We start from the raw sequence: 19,457 nt of genomic DNA, 5'->3' as shown, positions 1-19,457 counted from the left end.
CCCGCCATGCGATTCCCGTCCCTCCCGTCCCTCCCGTCCCTCCAGGCTCTCCCGTCCCTGCGCCCGCGCGCGGCGATCACGCAGCCGCGCGCGCTCGCGGCCCGGGCCGTCGTCGCCGCTCACGCACGCGCACGCGCACTCCGTCGCCTGATCGCGCAAGGCGCCCTGTTCATGGGCACGCTGGCCGTGGGCGCCGCGTTGTCCGCCAACGCGCAGACCTTCGCGCCCAAACCCGACCCCACGCAGGGCGACGGCCGCGTCTCCGACTTCTACCGCTGGACCGAGGCGATCCCGGCCACGCCCGGCCGGCTGCTGCGCACCGAGCCGCTGCCCGAGCTGGTCGGCCTGCCCGAGGCGGCACGCCAGTTGCGCATCCTGTACACCTCGACCAGCGGCTTCGACGGCAAGACGCCGGTGGTGATCTCGGGCGCGTTGTTCATTCCGCGCGGCACGCCGCCCGCCGGCGGCTGGCCGGTGCTGGCCTGGGGCCACGGCACCGTCGGGCTGGCCGACATCTGCGCGCCGTCCTGGGCCGGGCGCTCCTATCGCGACGTGCGCTACCTCAGCCGCTGGTTGAGGGAAGGCTTCGCGATCGTCGCCAGCGATTACGAGGGCCTGGGCGTCGCCGGCCCGCACCCGCTGATCAACGTGCCGATGCTGGCCTACGGCATCCTGGACAGCGCCCGCGCCGTCATCCGCGACGTGCCGGGGCTGGACAACCGCGTGCTGCTGGTCGGCCAGTCGCAAGGCGGCATCGGTGTCTTCGCCGCGGCGGCCTACCAGACCCGTTACGCGCCGGAGCTGGGCGTCAAGGGCTCAGTGGCCACCGGCGTGATCTATCGCGACCCCAAGGCCACGCCGATCCCGCTGCAGCGGGATCCCAACAAGGTCGACGACTCGCTGGCCTACGGCTTCTTCGGTTTCGTCGTCGATCAGCAGCACGACCCGTCGCTCAAGCCCGAGGAGGTCTTCACCGAGCAGGGCCTGCCGCTGGTCGCGCAGGCGCGCCAGGCCTGCCTGTCGCAGGTCGCGTCCGACGTCGTCGGCAACGGCCTGACGATCGCCAACGCGCGTCTGGCGACACCGGGCCCCGGTTATCAGAAGTACCTGGCCGACGCGCCGCGCCGCAGCGCCCGCTACAGCGAGTACCCGACCCTCGCGATCCCCCACCCGGTCTTCATCGGCACCGGCGCCGACGACGTGACGCCGTCGGCGATCAGCCAGCTCGCGTTGATGCGCGATGCCTGCGCGGCGGGCACCGTCGTCGAGGGTCACCTCTATGCCGGGCTGGGCCACAGCGCGACGGTCAACGCATCGCTGAAGGACTCGGTGCCATTCGCGAAGAAGGCCATCGCCGGCCAGCCCATCCAGCCGCGCTGCGCGCCGTCGCTGGAATGAGCGGCATCGCTCTCCCCTGTCCCTTCCACGTTCATCCAGCCCAAGGAGCTTCCCATGCCCATCGAATTCGTCGGCGGCCTCTTTCCCCGTAACCAGCTGGCGCAGCGCGCGGCCAACGCCACGCCGCGCCTGGACCTGACCTACCTGCGCGACCTGGCCCGCGCGCACGAGCACGCCGGCTTCGACCGCGTGCTGATCGCCAACGGCGGCGGCGATCCGATGTTCCTGGCGGCGCATGCCGCCGCGCACACCGAGCGGCTCGGTTTCATGATCGCGCACCGGCCCGGCCTGGTGCCGCCGACGGTGGCGGCGCGCGCCTTCGCAACGCTGGACCAGACCACCGGCGGACGCATCCGCCTCCACACCATCACCGGTCACGCGCCGGAACCTGGCCACGGCGAGCGGCTGCTGGACAAGGCCGAGCGCTACGAGCGCGCCGGGGAATACCTGGACATCGTCCGCCGCACCTGGACCGAGGACCAGCCATTCGACTACGAGGGCCGCTTCTACCGGTTGGAAGGCGCGTTCTCGCCGGTGAAGCCGCTGCAGGCGCCGCACATTCCGATCTCGCTGGGCGGATCGTCGGAGGGTGCGTACCGCGTGGCGGTCGAGCACACCGACCTGTACGCGCTGTGGGCCGAGAGCCTGGAGGACACGAAGGCGCGCATCGACAAGCTGCGCGAGATCGCGGCCGCGGCCGGCAAGAGCGCGCCGCGCGTGAGCCTGTCGGTGCGGTTGATCATCGGCGCCACCGAGGAACTCGCCTGGAAGAAGGCGCGCGAGATCGAGGCCACGCTGAAGGCCAACACCGCCGCGCGCGGACGCATCGAGCAGCAGGGCCTGAGCGGCGGCGCCGAGCGCCAGCTCGCGCTGGCCGCGCGCGGCGAGATCCACGACAAGGCGCTGTTCATCGGCACGTCGACGGCCATCGGCGGCGGCACTGATAGCACCTCGCTGGTCGGCACGCCGGACACCATCATCGAATCGCTGCTGGCGTACCACGACATCGGCGTGACGACCTTCCTGAGCCGCGGCTATGACCCGCTGCCGGACGCGATCGACTATGGGCGCTACATCATCCCCGCCGTGCGCGAGGAAGTGGCGCGCCGGGCGCACGCGACCGCTCAGGGCCGGCAGGCCGATCGCCGCGCCGCCTGAGCACGCGGGGCCGGCACCACGAGGCGCCGGCCCCTGTCACGTCATCCGTGCGTGGGCGCCTCATGCGGCGGCAGCGTGGCGGCCAGCCGCGCATGCTCCGGGTCCCCCTCGTCGAAGGCCGGGACCTCGAAGCCGTGGTCCAGGTCCAGCAGCGGCAGCAGCGTGCGCGCGATGCGCTGCGCCTCGGGCACCAGCGGCCAGCCGGACAGGATGAAGGCTTCGGTGCCGTGGGCGTGGAACTCCTTCAAGCGCTCGGCGACCTGCTCGGTGCTGCCGACGATCCAGGTGCCCGCCCACGGATGCAGGATGTCGAAGCCGAACGGGCTCGGGCCGACCCAGACGTTCGGGTAGACCTCCAGGTCACGCACCGCGGGCAGCCGTCCCGCGCGCAGCGCCTCGATGCGCTTGTGCACGAGGGGATCGTCGCTCTCGATCTCCTGGTCCAACCCCTTCGGGCCGAGCTGCCGGCCGGCCAGACGCACCGCCGTCTCGTGCGAGGTCTGGTCCAGGATCCATTGCGCATGAGCCCAGGCTTGCTCCTCGGTGTCGCGGACGATGATCTGCAGCCGCGTGCCGAAGCGCAACTGGCGGCCATGCGCCGCGGCGCGCGCGCCGACCTTGCGGAACTTCTCGCCCAGCCTGGGCGGCGTGTCGGCGAAGCTCAGATACCAGTCCAGCAGCTTGGCCGAGTGCTCGACGCCGGGCTCGGAGGTCCCCGCGCCCCACAGCGGCATCGTCGGGGTCTGCGTCGGCGGCAGGGGCGAGCGCAGCGGCACCAGCGCGCGCGGCGCGATCTGGATGTACTTGCCGGCGTAGCCGTCGTTGGAGCCCGCGTAGAGCTGCTGGAACGCGTCCCAGAACTCGTGGCTGTAGGCGTAGCGCTCGTCGTGCGGGATGGGCATGCCCATGCTCTTGAGGCCCACGTCGTTGCCGTTGACGACGTTGAACAGCAGCCGGCCGTTGCTGAACCGATCCACCGTCAACGCCATCTGCGCCAGCTTGGCCGGCGTGATCAGCCCCGGATGCTGCGCGGTCAGGAACTTCATGCGCTGGGTGTAGGCCACCAGCAGGCCGGTCAGGCTCAACGACTCGTGCTGATCGGTGGCCAGCAGCGCGCCGTAGAAGCCCAGCCGGTCGATGTTCTGCGCCTGCGCGACGAGCTGCGCCGGATCGTTCTGCCAGGACTGCGCGCGCTCCCAGGGGATCGGGCCGTCGGGGCTGCTGATGTACCAAAGAATCTTGATGCCCATGGGGCGCTCCTTCGTGTTGTCGATGATCAAACGAGCTTCCGTTTGCAAGACACATGCCGGAGCCGCGGTCGCGCGCCAGGCGCGGCCCGGGACGACGCGTCGCGCGCGATGACGCCCGGCTCGGCGGGCGGGCCAGCGATCGCGGCGCCACGACGCGAGGCCGCGCGGTGGCCGGCCTCGCGCCGGACGGTCCTGCGCAACGCTGCGCAGCACTGCCCCGAGGCCAGCAGGCCGCTGCTGCGATGCGAGCACGTTGATCGGGGACCGCCGTGATCACACCGGCCTCGGGACTCGATTTCCCCGTGTTCATCGGCATTCCGGTCCGATCGACGAGTTGGCACGAATGCTGCAAAGAGCCGGGTCTCACCGTCACCTGCTCATCGCCCGAGGACATGAAGACCGCCTTCCGCAGCCACTCGTCGTTTTCCCCTTCCTGGCCGTTCCACGCGATCGGCATGGCGTGCGGACTGTTGTGCGCCGGTGGCGCGATGGCGCAGGCCGCCGTGCCGGCCGCCACGACCGTCACGGCCGGCGCCACCGATGCGGACCTGCCCGCCGATCCGCCCGCCGCGGGCTCGCCCAAGGTCCAGCGCATCGATGCCGTCAGCATCAATGGCAAGCGGACCGGGTCCGTGCTGCCGGACCGCCCGACCGGCTCGGTCGACGGCCTGAACGCGGCCGTGGTGGACACGCCGCGCTCGGTGTTCCAGATCGGCGAGCAGCAACTGCAGCGCGAGCCCCTGCGCAACGCCGACGACCTGGTGCGCTACGCGCCGGGCATCACCCGCAACGGCGGCCAGAACGTCTCGATCGCGCCGCTGATCCGCGGCCAGTCGTCGGAGCTGTTCCAGGACGGGCAACGCACCTACAACGTCCGGCACCCGTTCAACACCAATGCGTTCGAGGGCGTCGACGTCGTCGCCGGCCCGCCGTCGCAGGTCTTCGGGCCCAGCAGCCGCAGCGGCGGCTATGCCAACTACCTGGCCAAGAAGCCGGACTTCAGCACGCAGCGCACCACCCTCGGCGGCAGCTACGGCAGCTGGAACACCGGCCGCCTGACGCTGGACACCACCGGCCCGCTGAGCGACACGCTGGCCTACCGCGTCAGCCTCACGCCGCAGCGCGCCGACGACTACTACGACGGCGTGCGCAACAACTACAACGCGATCTACGGCGCGTTGGCCTGGAAGCCCACACGCGCCGTCCGCGTCGACTGGAACGTGGCCTACGACGACTACGACGACTTCAACGTCATCCACGGCTGGAACCGCGCCACGCAGCAGCTGGCGGACAGCGGCCAGTACTGGGCCGGCCGCGCGACGCCCATCATTGCGCAGACCGTCGGCGGCGCGACGCGCTACTACTCGCCGGTCTACGCCTCCGGCGCCTACAACAGCGCGGTCACCGGCTGGGTCGAACGCACGCCCAACGCGGCCAACCAGTACATCGCCGGTCCGCTGCTCAGCGGCGCCGCCCTGCCCTCATTCCTGACCAGCGGCGCCAACCCCGGCACCGTGCGCGGCTGGGTCTATGACCCGGGCACGCCGGGCAACGGGCTGACGTCGCTGTCGCGCTCGAATTTCTCGCGCCCCGAGGACAAGAACACCGCACGCCGCGCGACTTCGCAGTTGCGCGTCGTGGCCGAGCTCTCGCCCGAGTGGAGCATCGCCAACAGCACGCTGTTCCAGGACTCGAAGGACACCGGCGATTCGGTCGGCAGCTTCTTCTCGCAATTCAGCGATCACTTGCTGGACAACCGGCTGGAGTTGCGCGGGCATCACCGCTTCTCGTTGGGCGGCGTCGGCGTCGAGGTGCAGAGCAACACCGGCGGCACCTACCGCCGCGAGAGCTACACGACGCTGGCCGCCAACAACAACTTCTTCACCTCGCCCTACGACCTGACCGCGCCGCTGTCGCTGAAGACGCCCGCGACGATCTTCGGGCTGCCCGCCCCGGCCGGATCGGGGTCGTGGATCGGCACGCCGGGCGTGCCGCAGCCGACCGCGTTCGGCTACCTCAACCTGCCCAGGATGTACCCGGTGGGCGACGGCCTGTATGCCGAGCCCGGCGGTTCGGCGAGCGTCGGCGGCGCCACCTACACGTCCACCGGCGGCTGGACCAACCGCAGCGTCTTCACCCAGATCAACACGCTGATCGACGGGCGCTTCGGCGTCAACGTCGGGCTTGGCGCCACGCACGTCCGCGCCCACATCGAGAACCCGCTGGCGGTGACCGCTGCGCAGGTGGCCTCGGCCGGCTACGGCGGCTGGTTGCCGGCGGCGCAGGTCAACGTGCTGTGGAAGCCGACCGAGCAGAGCACCGTCTACGCCACCGTCGACCGCTCCTATGCGCTCAACACCGGCGGCTTCGCCGACGTGCTCACCTGGGGCGCCAACAACCAGCTCAACCCGCTGGCATTCCGCAGCCTGTCCAACCTGCGCGAGGTCGGGGCCAAGGCCGACCTGATCCCGGGCCGGGTCTTCGCCTCGCTGGCGTACTACAAGGCCGAGCGCGATCTGTCGCCCGCGCCGGACGGCTCGATCGCGCGGCTGCGCATCCACGGCGCCGAAGCCTCGCTGCGCGCGCAGCTGTCCAGCCAGTGGTCCGCCGGCGTGAACGCCAGCGCCCTGCGCGCGCGTTACGACTACACGTCCTTCGGCTCGGGCGGCTTCTTCTCGCCCTGGGGCTTCGTGCCGGACAACGCGACCGTCTTCGGCGACGGCAACGTGCTCAACAAGCGTGCCGCGCCGGGCGCGATCAAGGCGCCGGGCATTCCGGAGACCTCGCTGTCGGGCTTCGTCGAGTACCAGCTCGGCGACGGCTGGGGCACGCAGGTCTCGGGGTGGTGGACCAGCTCGTGGTTCACCAGCATCACGCAGACGGTGAAGGTACCGTCGGAACACGCGCTCGACTGGACCGTCTATTACCGCCAGCCGCGCTGGGAGGTCGGCGTGACGGTGCGCAACCTCACCAACGAGCGCAACTACAGCGCCGGCCTCACCGGCACGACCAACGAGTTCCTGGTCCCCAGCCCCTCGCGCAGCGCGCAGGTCAACTTCGCCTATCACTTCTGATCACGCCGGAGGCACCCACGATGCAAGCAGACGACCTGTCCCGCCGCCGGCTGTTGGCGCAGGCGATCGCGCTGGGCGGCTGGTCCGGCGCCGGCGCCATCGGCCTGGCTGGCTGCGGCGACTCGCGCCCCGGCGCGGCCGCGAATGCCGCCGCCTCGACCTCGGCCTCGACCTCGACCGCTTCCGCCCTCGATGCCGCGGCCTCGGTCCCGGGCGGCGCGCCGCGTCGCGGCGGCCGATTGCGCCTGGGTGTGATCGACGGCAGCCAGGCGGGCAACCTCGACGCGCACAAGCCCACCGCGGGCGCGTCCACGCTGCGCGGCTTCGCGCTCTACAGCAAGCTGTGGGAGTGGAGCAGCGAGATGACGCCGGAGCTCGCGCTGGCCGAATCGGCCGAGGTCAGCCCCGACGCGAAGACCTGGACGCTGCGGCTGCGCAAGGGGCTGGAGTTCCACCACGGCAAGACGATCTCCGCGGACGACGTGATCTTCTCGATCCGCCGCCTGACCGATCCGCAGTTGGCGTCCCCCTATGCCGGGCTGGTGTCGGTGGTGGACCGCGACCGGATCCGGAAGCTGGACGAGCGCACCGTGCGCATCACCTTCCGCGACGGGCGCGGCTACGTGCCGCTGGCCGACACTTGGGTCAACTTCGGCGGCATCGTGCCGACCGACTACGACCCGGTGACCAACCCGGTCGGCGCCGGGCCGTTCAAGCTCAAGGAATTCAATCCCGGCCAGCGCTCGCTGTTCACGCGCTTCGAGAACTACTTCAAGCCCGGCCGGCCCTACCCGGACGAGCTGGAGATCATCGACTTCAAGGACCAGACCTCGCGGCTGCAGGCGCTGCAGAACGGGCAGATCGACGTGGTCAACGCGATCTCTCCCGAGCAGTTGCCGTTGCTGCGGCAGGCGGCCGGGCTGCGGGTGGTGGTGTCGGAGACCAACTACTGGCAGTCCTTCGACATGAACGTCGAGCTGCCGCCGTTCGACGACGTGCGCGTGCGCCAAGCCTTCCGCCTGATCGCCGACCGGCAGGCGCTGGTGGACCGCGCGCTCAACGGCCAGGGCCGCATCGCCAACGACCTGTACGCGCCGCAGGACCCGACCTTCGACCACACCATCCCGCAACGCCGCCAGGACCTGGCGCAGGCACGCGCGCTGCTGGCTGCGGCGGGCCATCCGTCGCTGCAGGTGGAGCTGGTCACCACCGCGGCCGGCGCGCGCGCCGCGCTGGTCTTCGCCGAGCAGGCACGGCAGGCCGGCGTGCGCATCGACGTCAAGCAGCTGGACCAGGCCACCTTCGCCGGCCCTCGCCGCAGCAGCTGGCCGCTGAGCACCGGGGGCTCGCTGGGCCACGCGTGGCTGGTGTCGGCGCTGCATGCGGACGGTCCGCAGGCGACGGTCAACAAGACGCGCTTCCGCGATCCGCGTTTCGTCGAACTCGTCACCGCCGCGATGCAGCAGCCCGACGCGGCCCAACGCGCGCCGCTGGTCCACGAGGCGCAGCGCATCCAGTGGGAGCGCGGCAGCCTGCTGATCTGGGGCTTCGCCAACACGCTGGACGCGGCGAGTACCCACGTCGGCGGCCTGGCGCCCGAGCACTCGCACTTCCCGACCTGGCGCTTCGACAAGTTGTGGCTCGCCTGAGCGCGCCCGGCCCGACCGCCGCGCCCTGATCCACCCGTTCCTCGATCTCCGGATCCGCGGACCCCACCGATCCTTCGATCCATCGTCCCCTGTCTCCGAAAGGCCCTGTCATGCCCCGCATCGTCGCCCTCAGCGGCAGCCTCAGCCGCCCCTCCCGCACCCGTGCCCTGGTCAGCGCCATCGCGGCACGCCTGGCCGACGGCCAGCCGGCACGCGTCGACCTGATCGACATCGCCGAGCTCGCGCCCAGCCTGGCCGGGATCACCGGCTTCGACAACATCCACCCCGCCGTGCGCGAGGCACAGGACCTGCTGGCGCAGGCCGACGTGATCGTGCTGGGCTCGCCGGTCTACAAGGGCTCCTACAGCGGGCTGTTCAAGCACTTCATCGACCTGCTGGACCCGACGCGCCTGAGCGGCAAGGTCGCAGTGCTGGCGGCCACCGGCGGCAGCGACCGCCACGCGCTGGTGCTGGAGCACCAGTGGCGTCCGCTGGCCATCTTCCTGGAGCTGCACACCGTGCCGGCCGGCGTCTACGTGCGCGACAGCGAATTCGAGAACTACCAGCTCGCCGCCGACCGCATCGCCAGCCAGGCGCGCATCGACCTGGCCGCCGCGCAGGCGCGCGCGCTGCTGGGCTGGCCCGCGCTGCCGGCCGCCGAGATCCAGGCGCCGGCGGCGCTGACCGCGCTGGCGGCCTGAGCCCGCCTGCCACTCCCGGCACGACCCCGACCCGCCGCCGGGTCGTTGCCGGTCCGCTCCTGGCCCGACCCTGGGCCGTTCCTGACCCGTTCACGTCCTTGAAAGGATTTCCATGTCCGCCATCCTCACCCCGCCCGCGCTGAGCGACTCCGCGCAAGCCTTCGTCGCCGACGTCAAGCAGCAGGCCGCCGTCATCTTCGAGGCCTACCGCGACACCGGCACCATCACCGCCAACGGCACCGTGGGCTTCATCGAGCGCATTCCCGGCGAGGACAAGCTGGTCTCGGTCAACTACCCGGGCCCGTTCGAGAAGCACAAGCCGCTCACCGCCACCGTCACCGGGCTGGACGGCACCGTGTACCTGGGCGCGGCCAAGGCCGGCCAGGGGCGCTACACCCGGCTGTTCATCGAGCATCCGGAGATCACGACGGTCTCGCACGTGCATTCGCCCTACCTGGGCGCGTGGGCGCAGACGCACCGCACGCTGCCGATCCGCTACGTGCCGGTGCAGCGCTTCAAGCTGTTCCGCGAGCTGCCGATCTACATCGACCGGCGCCAGCAGGAGGTCGACTTCATCCTCGACAAGCTGCGCGAGAACTCGCACACCTCCGCCATCCTGGAGGCCAACGGCGGCGCCACGGTGTGGGGCACGAAGGGCCTGCGCGACACGGCGGAATTCATCCTGCTGCTGGAGGAAGGCGCGCAGATCCAGACGCTGGCCGAGGCGCTGGGCGGATCGCGCGACCTGGGCCCCGGCGTGCTGGCGCAGCAATGGAAGATGGGCAAGCTCTACGAGCAGGCCCGCGCGCTGAACCTGCTGCCCGCCACCGACCTGTGAGCGCATGAGGCGACGCGATCCGGCCCTGTCGATGCCACCGATGTCCACGGACGTCGCACGGGCCCACCACGGCGCGCGCGAGCCCGGGCCGTCCCTGGTCGCCGCACGCGCGCCGGATCGCATATGCAACGTGGCAAAACTTCGTTTCCTCCGCGCGCGTCCTTTCCTAGCATGGCCTTCTGCCGCTGCCGCCGAGGCGGTGCCCGATGCCCATTCCTGGAGGACGACCGACCATGCACGAACGCGGGGGAGAGAACACCGGCCTGCTGACCCTGGACGGCGCCACGGCCGGGCCGCTGTCGATCCGCGCGCGGTCGCTGGCCTTCGTCGACCCGGCGTCGCAGGCGGTGCTGCAGTTGATCGAGCGCGTGGCGCCGAGCACGGCGCCGGTGATGATCGGCGGCGACTCCGGCACCGGCAAGGAGCTGATCGCGCGGCACATCCACACGCTGAGCGGTCGCACCGGGCCCTTCCTGGCGATCAACTGCGGCGCGATCACCGAGCATCTGGCGGAGAGCGAGCTCTTCGGCCACGAGGCCGGTGCCTTCACCGGCGCGCAAGGCCGGCGCGAGGGCTGGTTCGAGGCGGCGCACCACGGCACCTTGTTCCTCGACGAGATCGGCGATCTGCCGCTGTCGCTGCAGGTCAAGCTGCTGCGCGTGCTGCAGGAGCGCGAGGTGGTGCGGCTGGGCTCGCGCAAGGCGATCCCGGTCGATGTCCGGCTGGTCACGGCCACCAACGTGGACCTGAGCGAGGCCGTGTCGGCGGGGCATTTCCGGCTGGACCTCTTCTACCGGCTCAACATCGTGCAGGTGCGGCTGCCGCCGCTGCGCGAGCGCATCGGCGACATCGGCCCGCTGGCGCGGCACTTCCTGTCGCTCTACAGCCGACGGCTCAACCTGCCCGAGCCGCGCCTGGGCGACGCCGCGCTGCGCGCGCTGGAGGCCTACGACTGGCCGGGCAACATCCGCGAGCTGGAGAACGTCATCCACTTCGCGCTGCTGGTCGCGTCGGAGCAGGAGATCCGGCCCGAGCATCTGAAGCTGGCCGGTCAACCGGTGCGGCATCGCGCGCCGGCCGAGCCGCCGACGCCCTCGGTGGCGGTGACCGCGCCGCCGCCGACCGAGGCCACACAGGAGCCGGCGCCGGACCTGCTGCGCCGCGCGGTACGCGCGCTGCTCGACGCGCCGCCGCCGGCACTGTTCACCGATGTCGAGCGCCTGCTGGTCGAAGAGAGCTACCGCCACAGCGGTCGCAACCAGGTGCGGGCGGGCGCGCTGCTGGGGGTGTCCCGCAACGTGATGCGGACGCTGCTGAAGCGGCACGGCCTGATTGGCGATGGAACGGGCGGCGACGGGCCGGAGAGCCCGGATGCCGGCGATTCGGACGGCGGGTTGGACGGTGCATCCGACAGCAGATCGGACGCCGACGGCGCCACGGCGCGCGAGCGGGACCACGACCTGCACGGACAGGATCAGGCAGAGGAAGCCTGATCCGACGGGCGCATCACCCGCTGCGGCGGGTCGATCGCGCGCGCCCTCAACACAACCAAAACTGTCATCCACCCATGAGCTCCGTGCCCGACATCCTGTGGTACACCCGCACGCCCAATCCGACCCCACTGGGGCTTGCTTCCCAGCTCGGCTGGTTCCACGACGAGTTCCGCGCCGACGGCATCAAGATCTTCACGCTGGAGGAGACGCCGGACCCGGTGCTGCGCCAGTCTCGCAATGACCACCACTTGCCCAATTCATTCCGCCAAGGCGGGAATGTGCCGGCGATCTGGGCGCGCTCGCAGGGCGCGGCGAGTCGGGTCGTCGGGCTGAACTGGCTCGATGAATACCAGGGAATCGTGAGCCTGCCGGGGTCCGGCGTGCTGTCGCCGCGGGATCTGCGGGATCGGCGAATCGGGCTGCCGCTCTACAGCAATCGCATCGAGAGTCGGCGGTCAGAGGCGCTGCATGGTTTTCTGGTGGCGCTGGAGCAGGCGGGGTTGTCGCTGGGTCAGGTGGAGGTGGTGGACGTGGCGGTCGAGCCCGATGGCGCGGAGGTGACGGACGCTAAGTTGCGGCATTCGCAGCTGCGGAGCTCGCAAACGGAATACGAGTTGCTGGTGCAGGCGCTACGGCGGGGTGAGGTGGATGCGATCTATCTCAAGGGGGACCGCGGACTGCAATTGACCCATGAGGTGGGCGCGCAGGTGGTGTTCGATATCAGCCGGGATCCGGATCCGCTGGTACGGGCGCACAACGGGACGCCGAGGCCGATCACCGTGCATCAATCGTTGATCGATGAGCATCCGGATCTGGCGGCGCGATTCCTGGCGCGGATCCTGGCGGTGGAGCAATGGGCCGCAAGGCATCCGGATGAGACGCTGGCTTACATCAGTCGGGAGACTGGTGGGGAGGTGCCGTGGGTCAGGCGGGCGTATGGGCAGGAACTGCATCGGCGCCAAGGGATCGATCTGGCGGCGACTTCCGTGCGAGCACTAGAGACGCAGAAGGCGTTTCTGCTGAAGTGGGGGTTTATTCAGAGGGACTTCAGTATTGGGGAGTGGATTGAGCCGGATTTGCTGGAGAGAGCCAGGGCTTTGAGCAAGGGGTTGGCGGCGGTGTTGTGAGGGGAACTGGCGCGGAGCGCGGTGTGCTCCTCGGTCGTTGATGCGGGCTCACGCCATTCGGAAATGACCAATGAGGAATGCCCGCTATGAACAGTCTCCCAACGCTGCGCGCCGTACTCTGCTCCAGATGTCCGACGTGCTGCTTTGCCAGACGCCGTTGAGCAGAGCGCGGAATTGGGCGTTCTCCCTGGCGGTCTCCTCGATTCGCTCGATGAAGTGCGGACCCCAGTAGTGGATGAGGTCCTCCAATGGGCCGGCCGCCAATAGCTGAAGCACGCGCGCGGCGGGTCGACGCTCCAAGACTCCGAGAATTGCGGACCATGCGTCTTCGGCTGAATCAAGCTGATCCAAGTCCATGAATCGCTCGATCGCCCACCAGCAAGGGTGATCCGCGATCACAGGCTGGGGTGACGACTGCGCTTTGATATAGGCGCTTATCCATGCGGTGCGGTCGATTTCGGTAAGAGCCATGGGCCATTTCTGCGCGGTTGTCAGCGCCTATGTAGAGCGCGCCAAACAGGATGTAAGGGAGGCGGCGGCTGAGATGCGCGTCGGCTTTGCAACTGCACTGGGTGATAGATCTCGAACGGACGATCGCCAGTTCACGCCTATGAAGCCCTGATCGCATTCGCGACACCAACCATATTTACATTTGCTGAATTTTCAGCAAAATTGGCGGAGTTAAGTTTGAAATATCAACTTCACCAGCTTCGACGGCGGCCAAAATATCACCAGCCGATTTGTCGCAAAGTCTAATCATCGTATTGACGATGGAATCCGCCGACTGGTCAGAGGCGTAGACGAGGCTGAATTCTTGTGGCAGTAGAAAGTTGGAAAAATAACCCAAACTTCTATCATTAATCTTTCCATGATCGCCAAGCTTTGAGTCGACGATTACGCCAATCAGCCGATCTGAAGAGCGATCTTGATTCTGTTCCAAGCCAAAATTCAATACTGAATACCAGCCGCGCCCCTCAGGGTCAAGAGGCGCGCTCGCGTGCAACTCCAAAAATAGGCATTGGAGATTCAGATTGATTCCCCCTTCATTGCCGCCACCCCTCCAACCAGATTCTGTAGCCCAAGCAGCCGTTACCGAGACCCAAACGCCTTTGATAAGTCTTGTATTCGTGTCAACAGAGACCAAGGAATCAAACCGCTGCAGCGCCGCCCTGTGAGGCGACCACTGTGACGTGTATCCGGTCACTTCAGGATTATTCGCCCCAAAATTAAAACTAGACACCACTTTAGCGCCCTTGTCGACTCGTGGATAAGTTCGTTCGACCCTGACGTCCTGTGCTGGCACCCCATTGACGAGCACCTTCTGGCCACTCCAATCGACAAGAATACTTCCGTTTTCATCAGCAGTTGCCGAAAAGACAAGGCAATCACTCCGTGGTCCTGCCCGGTTCTTTTTTCTCTTTTTAGTAGATTTCATTATCCCACCTCCCAAATACTCAATCAACGTAGAGGATTGGCGCCACTTTCACAGACGCATGCAGCATGATTCACATTCTTACGCCAAGTTTATCGGCGAACTCGACCGCGTTGAATCGGAAGCGGCTGCCAGTAGATCCACTACTTACGCCCGCAGTCAGCCTAAAGCTGCCCCGGTCTACTCGCTATTGCCCCACCCGCTCAAGGGCCCCTGACTCGCAACCGCTTTGCATCGTCTTGTTGTAGAGGTCTATCGCAGCGGTCTTGCCTACGCCGCTGTTCCCACGTCAACCTATCGATTCATCAGCTCGCGCCTGCCGACTACCTGCAGCCCTACTCATCACCAAACGGCTCTCCACGGCGCCACTCCCGCCGCTCCCTCCAAGCACGCCGATCGATTCGCTCCCGCAGCTCCCCGCAAGTCATCGGACGCCCAGTGCTGTATCGCCCATCCTTGCAAGGGTCATATGCCGGACGGTAACGCGCCTCAAAGCGGCGGCGCTCTTCTTCCCTATCCATTCTCCGCAGCAGCTCGCCGCAATCCATGGCCCTGCCATAGCTGTTGCGGCCATCGCGGCAGGGATCGTAGACAGGGAGATCCCGATCGTGGACCGGGATGACCTGAGCCCCCGCCGCTGAAGCGAGCAGAAGCCCCGTCGCCAGCACGACGACCTCGAAAAGCTGGACCGGATGGAAGCTGCGCATGACGTTTGTCCTCCACGCCCGCGGGCGTCGTTGGTTGGCGATGCAGCAGATCCTCTGCCCCAACCATGGCATGAACATGGCGTCGGCGCCGGTCAGCGGACGCAATGCTGATGCAATGCAGCCTGCCTAGAGTGCGGCACGCCGGTGGTCCGGCAGTGCGGCAGTTTTTGAAAGGACATGCACGGTGCGCATCCTGCTGGTGGAAGACGAACCCGAGATGGCGTCGGTGCTGCGCATCGCGTTGCACAAGCGCGGCATCCTCATGGACCACGCTCAAACGCTGGCCGACGGCGCGCGCCATGTCGACGCCGCGCCCTACAACGCCCTGGTGCTCGACCGCCGGCTGCCCGACGGCGATGGCCTGACGCTGGTGGCCGACCTGCGCGCCGCGGGCAACCCCGTGCCGGTGCTGATGCTGACGGCCCGCGATGCGCTGGACGATCGCGTCGCCGGGCTGGACGCGGGTGCCGACGATTACCTCGGCAAGCCCTTCGCGGTCGAAGAACTGCTGGCCCGCCTTCGCGCGCTGCTGCGCAGGCCCGCCGAGACCATGGCAGACGCCCTTCAGATCGCGGCACTGTCGTTCGACTTCGCGCATTGCGAGGCCAGCGTCGCCGGCCAGCGGATGGAGCTGCCGCGCCGCGAGCTGCTGGCGCTCGAGACCCTGATGCGACGCGCGGGCCGCACTGTGCTGCGAGGGGCGCTGGAGCGCGCGGTGTTCGGCTTCGATGCCGAGATCCAGTCGAACGCACTCGACACGCATGTGTCCCGTCTGCGCAAGAAGCTCGCGGACACCGGCGCCGGGGTGGAGATCTGCAGCGTCCGCGGCGTCGGTTATCTGTTGCGGCAGCAGCCATGACGCCACCGGCACCACCCACGCTCAAGCGCCGGCTCATTCGCCAACTCGTGCTGTTGCAGGTCGCGATTCAGTTGGTGGTCATCGGCGCGCTGGTGGCATCGGGGCACTTGATCGATTTCAGTTCGCCGGAAAACACCGTCGAGATCCTGCAGGAGGCGGTCGCGCGCGATACGGCCGGCAAGCTCACCATGCGGCCGACCCCGCGCCTGATTGCGCTGCGCAGAACCGTGCCGCATCTCTGGTTCTCGATCAGGGACCACCAGGGCGGTCAAGTGATGGAGGGCCAGATACCGCCCGAGTTCGCGCGCATCGGCGACGCACTCGATGCGGTGCGGCAGGCACGGCTGGGATGGAACGTGGGCGACCCACCGCGGCAGGCAGCGCGCATGCGCTGGGTGGACTCGGCCGCGGGCGACGTGCAGATCCTCACCGGGCCGGACAGCCCCGTCACCTGGCGCAACCTGGGCCTGGCGCTGTTGCTGCTCGTGCTCGAACTCGTTTTGCCGATCATGGCGATCACCGTCACGGCAACGCTGCTGGCCACGCACTTCGTGGTGAAGCGGACCTTGAGCGGGCTGAACGCGGCGGCGGCACGCGCGGGCCAGATCGACGCCGACCAGCGCGGCGTGCGGCTGCCGCTGACCGACGTGCCGGGCGAGGTGGCCACGCTGGTGAGCGCCTTCAACGACGCGCTGCAGCGGCTGGACGACGGCCACGCGCGCCACGAGCGCTTTCTGGCCGATGCCGCGCACGAGTTGCGCACCCCGCTCGCGATCCTGAATACGCGGTTGGAGAACCTGCCCAACAGCCCCGACAAGCACCGCCTGCTGGCCGACGTCGCGCGCCTGTCGGTGCTGGCGAGCCAGTTGCTCGACCTGCAACGCATGAAGGGCCAAGGCGACCGACGGCAGCGCATCGACCTGGTGGAGATGGCGCGCGACGTGGTCGCCGACATGGCGCCGCTGGCGCTCGCGGCGGGTTACGAGATTTCATTCGATCCGCCGGCCTCGTCCGTCGAAACGGAGGGCGACCGCGATGCGCTGGCGCGCGCGCTGAGCAACCTCGTGCAGAACGCAATCGACCATGCGGGCGGACACGGCGACGTGGTGGTGCGGGTCGATGCGGCGGGTCGGGTCGAGGTGATCGATGACGGGCCCGGCATTCCCGCGGCGCAGCGCGCGCATGTCTTCAAGCCGTTCTACCGCGTGCATGCCACCGGGCCCGGTGCCGGACTCGGACTGAGCCTGGTACGGGAGATCGTGCATCTGCACGGCGGCGAGGTCTCCGTGCACGACGGCCCCGAAGGCGGCACGTTGTTCCGCATGCGCCTGCCGCTGGCCGGGGTCTCTTCCTCTCTCCAACACTGAGCACCGAATGAAAACACCTGCTGGTCACAATTGGCCGCGCTTGCGCGCCGCGCTGTCGTGGATGCTCTGGCCCAGTCTCTACGGACTGGGTCTGCTCGGCGCGGGGCTGGCCTTCGCGAGTCCCGCGCCGCTGCTGGGATTCAACCTCGCGTACATGTCCCTGGCGCTGGTGATCGCCGTGATCGAGCGCTGGATGCCGCACGAGCCTCAATGGCTCATGGACGACGGAGAGACACGCTGCAACCTGGCCCACACCCTGCTCACCAAGGGCTCGGCGCAACTCGCCGCCGCGTTGGCCGCAAGCTTTCCCGTGGCCCTGGCGGCGGTCGCCCAGCCGTCGCTGCGCGTGTCGATCGGCGTGTGGCCCACGCATTGGCCGCTCGTCGTGCAGGTGGTGATCGCGCTCGTGGTCGTCGAGCTCGGGCTCTACGTCGCGCACCGCTCGGCGCATGAATGGCCGCTGCTGTGGCGCTTTCACGCGCTCCATCACAGCGTGCGGCGGCTCTGGGTGCTGAACACCGGGCGCTTTCACGTGATCGACAGCGCCTTCAAGGCCGTGCTCGGCCAGATACCGCTGTACCTGCTCGGCGCGCCGCTCGCGGTGTTCGCCTGGGTCGGTGCGGTGACCGCGGTCACCGGCCTGCTGACCCACTGCAACATCGAGCTGCGCACCGGCTGGCTGGACCGCGTCTTCAGCACGCCCGCGCTGCATCGCTGGCACCACTCGCGCGTACTGGAGGAAGGCAACCGCAACTACGGCGAGAACATCGTGCTGTGGGATCTGCTGTTCGGCACCTATTTGCGCCCCAGGCACAGGCCGCCAGTAGACATCGGCATCGACGGCCATGTCGAGACCGGATTCCTGGCGCAACTGATGCAGCCGCTGACGGCCGAGGGCGTCAGGCAGATCATGGGTACGTCGCCGGTTCATCGTGGGCAATGAGGGCGACGTCCTCACCCGTAGCGGTATCGGGCCAGCGATTCGGAAAGTCAGTTGATCGGGAATGAGGACCGACCCTGGCCATGCGCTGATGCCTCTCACTCACCGAAGCAGATTTTTCCGAGGCGCCCGCCTCGCAGCATGAAGCCGTGCTTGCATCCATCGACCTGACGCTGCCTGTGGCGTCCGCTGGGCGGCTCGCTCTGGCGTTGGGGGCGCAGAAAGGAAAGCTCCATGAGACTCAACTCAACGAGTCGACATTGCAGTCCTCTCTTGAGATGACATCTCCGCCGTTCAAGAGGCGTCGCCACTCCCATCTCCCCGCCTGAATGACATTCTGGCTTTCGCTGTATCCGAGCCACATGCCCTGCAGGCGATCGTTGTTCTGACGAATGATGAGGTCGAAGGCGCCGCGGTAGTGGGATCTGCGTTCCGGATGCAGCCATTCCCCGCGGAAGTGCCGGTTGTTCAGGACTGAACCCCGTACTCGGATGGGCCGTTGGTCGGCCACGCGTTTCGCCGCCCCTTGATTGAGCGGATGCGGCACGATGCGCCCAACATACGAGCCCAGAAGCAGGGATACCTCGATGACCTCGACGTACTCGGTCTCCGGCACGCCGTGCCAGAACCGGGTTTCCCACAGGCCGGCAATGCCGTCCTCCTTCTTGGATCCAAATCGAAGAACGAGCGGGGCCAGTCGTTCCTTCAGGGGTTCTCGTACCACGATCGTCACGATGGCCGCGACCACAGGGCCGACGGCCCATTTGACGATCCAGACGATGACCTCCATGTTGATCCTTTGACCGCATGCGGGAGTGGCTTCGCGTCGATCATAGGGGCGAGTTGTGTCCGGGTTCGCATCGATGCGCGGTGTTGTGACCGAGCCTGATGAGCCGGCGAACAACGGCCGGAGAGGTCGCTACGATGTACTTCTCCAAGACAGGCAGCGGTTCCCACGCGTGCCACCAATCGGACCGACACATGCGCCGCCCCGCCCTCCCCTCCGACCTCCACCCCGTCTACGCCATCTACTCCCACCCCAAGGTCGTCCCCTACCTGACCTACGAGCCGATGCCGCTCGATTCATTCGTCCCCATCTTTGAAGAACTGCTCGCGAGCCAATGCTTCTGGATCTGGGATCACGACGGCTCGATCGGAGGCTTCTACAAAGCGACGCGTTATCCAGGCCGCGTCCATCACGTCATGCAACTGGGCACGCTGGCCGTCGACCCGAAGCTCCACGGCCAAGGCGTCGGCCGCGCCATGATCGACGACGCCATTCGCCACTTCCGCGCCGACGGCATTCGACGCGTCGAGCTCTACGCCGAGAGCGACAACTCGCAGGCGCTCGCGTTCTATCAGCGCCTCGGATTCGTCCACGAGGGCACGCTCAGGGACTTCTACAAACGCGCCGACGACGCCCACTACGTGGACGAATGGGTGATGGGCCTGCTACTGGCATAA

Annotated in this window: 16 protein-coding genes; 12 read left to right on the top strand and 4 right to left on the bottom strand. The window is 68.1% G+C overall.

The window, feature by feature from the left end:
• Window positions 1-6 precede the first annotated feature (6 nt).
• Both CDN99_RS05750 and CDN99_RS05745 read left to right on the top strand, forming a co-directional pair.
• Window positions 7-1,398, top strand: a complete 1,392-nt coding sequence (locus CDN99_RS05750) for a lipase family protein (protein WP_202820233.1) — start codon at window positions 7-9, stop codon at window positions 1,396-1,398.
• A gap of 54 nt (window positions 1,399-1,452) precedes the next feature.
• Window positions 1,453-2,556, top strand: coding sequence for an LLM class flavin-dependent oxidoreductase (locus tag CDN99_RS05745; protein ID WP_088383561.1), 1,104 nt, complete (start codon window positions 1,453-1,455; stop codon window positions 2,554-2,556).
• Window positions 2,557-2,597: 41 nt separating this feature from the next.
• Here CDN99_RS05745 and CDN99_RS05740 read toward each other — a convergent pair whose 3' ends face one another.
• Window positions 2,598-3,806: an LLM class flavin-dependent oxidoreductase gene (locus CDN99_RS05740; protein ID WP_088384384.1), complete on the bottom strand. Its 1,209-nt coding sequence runs from the start codon at window positions 3,804-3,806 to the stop codon at window positions 2,598-2,600.
• 392 nt (window positions 3,807-4,198) lie between these two features.
• Here CDN99_RS05740 and CDN99_RS05735 point away from each other — a divergent pair, with 392 nt between their 5' ends.
• From CDN99_RS05735 to CDN99_RS05710, 6 genes are all read left to right on the top strand, one after another.
• Window positions 4,199-6,880 carry a TonB-dependent receptor gene (locus CDN99_RS05735; RefSeq protein ID WP_141100657.1) on the top strand — a complete coding sequence of 894 codons (2,682 nt, stop codon included), beginning with the start codon at window positions 4,199-4,201 and terminating at the stop codon, window positions 6,878-6,880.
• Between the two features lie 20 nt (window positions 6,881-6,900).
• Window positions 6,901-8,529 carry an ABC transporter substrate-binding protein gene (locus CDN99_RS05730; protein ID WP_088383557.1) on the top strand — a complete coding sequence of 543 codons (1,629 nt, stop codon included), beginning with the start codon at window positions 6,901-6,903 and terminating at the stop codon, window positions 8,527-8,529.
• A 110-nt stretch (window positions 8,530-8,639) separates the two neighbouring features.
• The gene (locus tag CDN99_RS05725) at window positions 8,640-9,230 is read left to right on the top strand and encodes an NAD(P)H-dependent oxidoreductase (protein WP_088383555.1); all 591 of its coding nucleotides are present in this window, start codon (window positions 8,640-8,642) and stop codon (window positions 9,228-9,230) included.
• Window positions 9,231-9,342: 112 nt separating this feature from the next.
• The gene (locus CDN99_RS05720) at window positions 9,343-10,068 is read left to right on the top strand and encodes a class II aldolase/adducin family protein (RefSeq protein WP_088383553.1); all 726 of its coding nucleotides are present in this window, start codon (window positions 9,343-9,345) and stop codon (window positions 10,066-10,068) included.
• A gap of 233 nt (window positions 10,069-10,301) precedes the next feature.
• The gene (locus CDN99_RS05715) at window positions 10,302-11,561 is read left to right on the top strand and encodes a sigma-54 interaction domain-containing protein (RefSeq protein ID WP_088383551.1); all 1,260 of its coding nucleotides are present in this window, start codon (window positions 10,302-10,304) and stop codon (window positions 11,559-11,561) included.
• Between the two features lie 83 nt (window positions 11,562-11,644).
• Window positions 11,645-12,688, top strand: coding sequence for an ABC transporter substrate-binding protein (locus CDN99_RS05710; protein ID WP_375134418.1), 1,044 nt, complete (start codon window positions 11,645-11,647; stop codon window positions 12,686-12,688).
• 84 nt (window positions 12,689-12,772) lie between these two features.
• Here the strand turns inward: CDN99_RS05710 and CDN99_RS05705 are convergent, their stop codons facing one another.
• Both CDN99_RS05705 and CDN99_RS28095 read right to left on the bottom strand, forming a co-directional pair.
• Window positions 12,773-13,159 (bottom strand): DUF6869 domain-containing protein, encoded by a 387-nt coding sequence (locus CDN99_RS05705; protein WP_088383547.1) that lies wholly within the window; start codon window positions 13,157-13,159, stop codon window positions 12,773-12,775.
• 175 nt (window positions 13,160-13,334) lie between these two features.
• A complete protein-coding gene (locus CDN99_RS28095) occupies window positions 13,335-14,123 on the bottom strand; it encodes a hypothetical protein (RefSeq protein ID WP_141100656.1) in 789 nt (262 codons plus the stop codon).
• Window positions 14,124-15,011: 888 nt separating this feature from the next.
• Between CDN99_RS28095 and CDN99_RS05695 the strand changes: the two genes are divergently transcribed.
• From CDN99_RS05695 to olsE, 3 genes are all read left to right on the top strand, one after another.
• On the top strand, window positions 15,012-15,686 hold the full coding sequence (locus tag CDN99_RS05695) for a response regulator transcription factor (RefSeq protein WP_088383543.1): 675 nt from the start codon (window positions 15,012-15,014) through the stop codon (window positions 15,684-15,686).
• 74 nt (window positions 15,687-15,760) lie between these two features.
• A complete protein-coding gene (locus tag CDN99_RS05690; RefSeq protein WP_238139418.1) occupies window positions 15,761-17,053 on the top strand; it encodes a sensor histidine kinase in 1,293 nt (430 codons plus the stop codon).
• 7 nt (window positions 17,054-17,060) lie between these two features.
• The gene (gene olsE / locus CDN99_RS05685; RefSeq protein WP_088383539.1) at window positions 17,061-17,996 is read left to right on the top strand and encodes an ornithine lipid hydroxylase OlsE; all 936 of its coding nucleotides are present in this window, start codon (window positions 17,061-17,063) and stop codon (window positions 17,994-17,996) included.
• A 238-nt stretch (window positions 17,997-18,234) separates the two neighbouring features.
• Here olsE and CDN99_RS05680 read toward each other — a convergent pair whose 3' ends face one another.
• Window positions 18,235-18,783: a hypothetical protein gene (locus CDN99_RS05680; RefSeq protein ID WP_088383537.1), complete on the bottom strand. Its 549-nt coding sequence runs from the start codon at window positions 18,781-18,783 to the stop codon at window positions 18,235-18,237.
• Window positions 18,784-18,974: 191 nt separating this feature from the next.
• Here CDN99_RS05680 and CDN99_RS05675 point away from each other — a divergent pair, with 191 nt between their 5' ends.
• The gene (locus CDN99_RS05675; protein ID WP_088383535.1) at window positions 18,975-19,457 is read left to right on the top strand and encodes a GNAT family N-acetyltransferase; all 483 of its coding nucleotides are present in this window, start codon (window positions 18,975-18,977) and stop codon (window positions 19,455-19,457) included.

The sequence above is a fragment of the Roseateles aquatilis genome (genome assembly GCF_002205645.1).
Classification (GTDB): Bacteria; Pseudomonadota; Gammaproteobacteria; order Burkholderiales; family Burkholderiaceae_C; genus Roseateles; species Roseateles aquatilis.
This window is presented reverse-complemented; position numbering and strand designations above follow the sequence as displayed.

What these genes read in the sequence shown, in the direction of transcription:
- CDN99_RS05750 (WP_202820233.1), top strand. Translation starts at nt 7, where the DNA reads ATGCGATTCCCGTCCCTCCCGTCCCTCCCGTCCCTCCAGGCTCTCCCG.
- CDN99_RS05745 (WP_088383561.1), top strand. Translation starts at nt 1,453, where the DNA reads ATGCCCATCGAATTCGTCGGCGGCCTCTTTCCCCGTAACCAGCTGGCG.
- CDN99_RS05740 (WP_088384384.1), bottom strand. Translation starts at nt 3,806, where the DNA reads ATGGGCATCAAGATTCTTTGGTACATCAGCAGCCCCGACGGCCCGATC.
- CDN99_RS05735 (WP_141100657.1), top strand. Translation starts at nt 4,199, where the DNA reads ATGAAGACCGCCTTCCGCAGCCACTCGTCGTTTTCCCCTTCCTGGCCG.
- CDN99_RS05730 (WP_088383557.1), top strand. Translation starts at nt 6,901, where the DNA reads ATGCAAGCAGACGACCTGTCCCGCCGCCGGCTGTTGGCGCAGGCGATC.
- CDN99_RS05725 (WP_088383555.1), top strand. Translation starts at nt 8,640, where the DNA reads ATGCCCCGCATCGTCGCCCTCAGCGGCAGCCTCAGCCGCCCCTCCCGC.
- CDN99_RS05720 (WP_088383553.1), top strand. Translation starts at nt 9,343, where the DNA reads ATGTCCGCCATCCTCACCCCGCCCGCGCTGAGCGACTCCGCGCAAGCC.
- CDN99_RS05715 (WP_088383551.1), top strand. Translation starts at nt 10,302, where the DNA reads ATGCACGAACGCGGGGGAGAGAACACCGGCCTGCTGACCCTGGACGGC.
- CDN99_RS05705 (WP_088383547.1), bottom strand. Translation starts at nt 13,159, where the DNA reads ATGGCTCTTACCGAAATCGACCGCACCGCATGGATAAGCGCCTATATC.
- CDN99_RS28095 (WP_141100656.1), bottom strand. Translation starts at nt 14,123, where the DNA reads ATGAAATCTACTAAAAAGAGAAAAAAGAACCGGGCAGGACCACGGAGT.
- olsE (WP_088383539.1), top strand. Translation starts at nt 17,061, where the DNA reads ATGAAAACACCTGCTGGTCACAATTGGCCGCGCTTGCGCGCCGCGCTG.
- CDN99_RS05680 (WP_088383537.1), bottom strand. Translation starts at nt 18,783, where the DNA reads ATGGAGGTCATCGTCTGGATCGTCAAATGGGCCGTCGGCCCTGTGGTC.
- CDN99_RS05675 (WP_088383535.1), top strand. Translation starts at nt 18,975, where the DNA reads ATGCGCCGCCCCGCCCTCCCCTCCGACCTCCACCCCGTCTACGCCATC.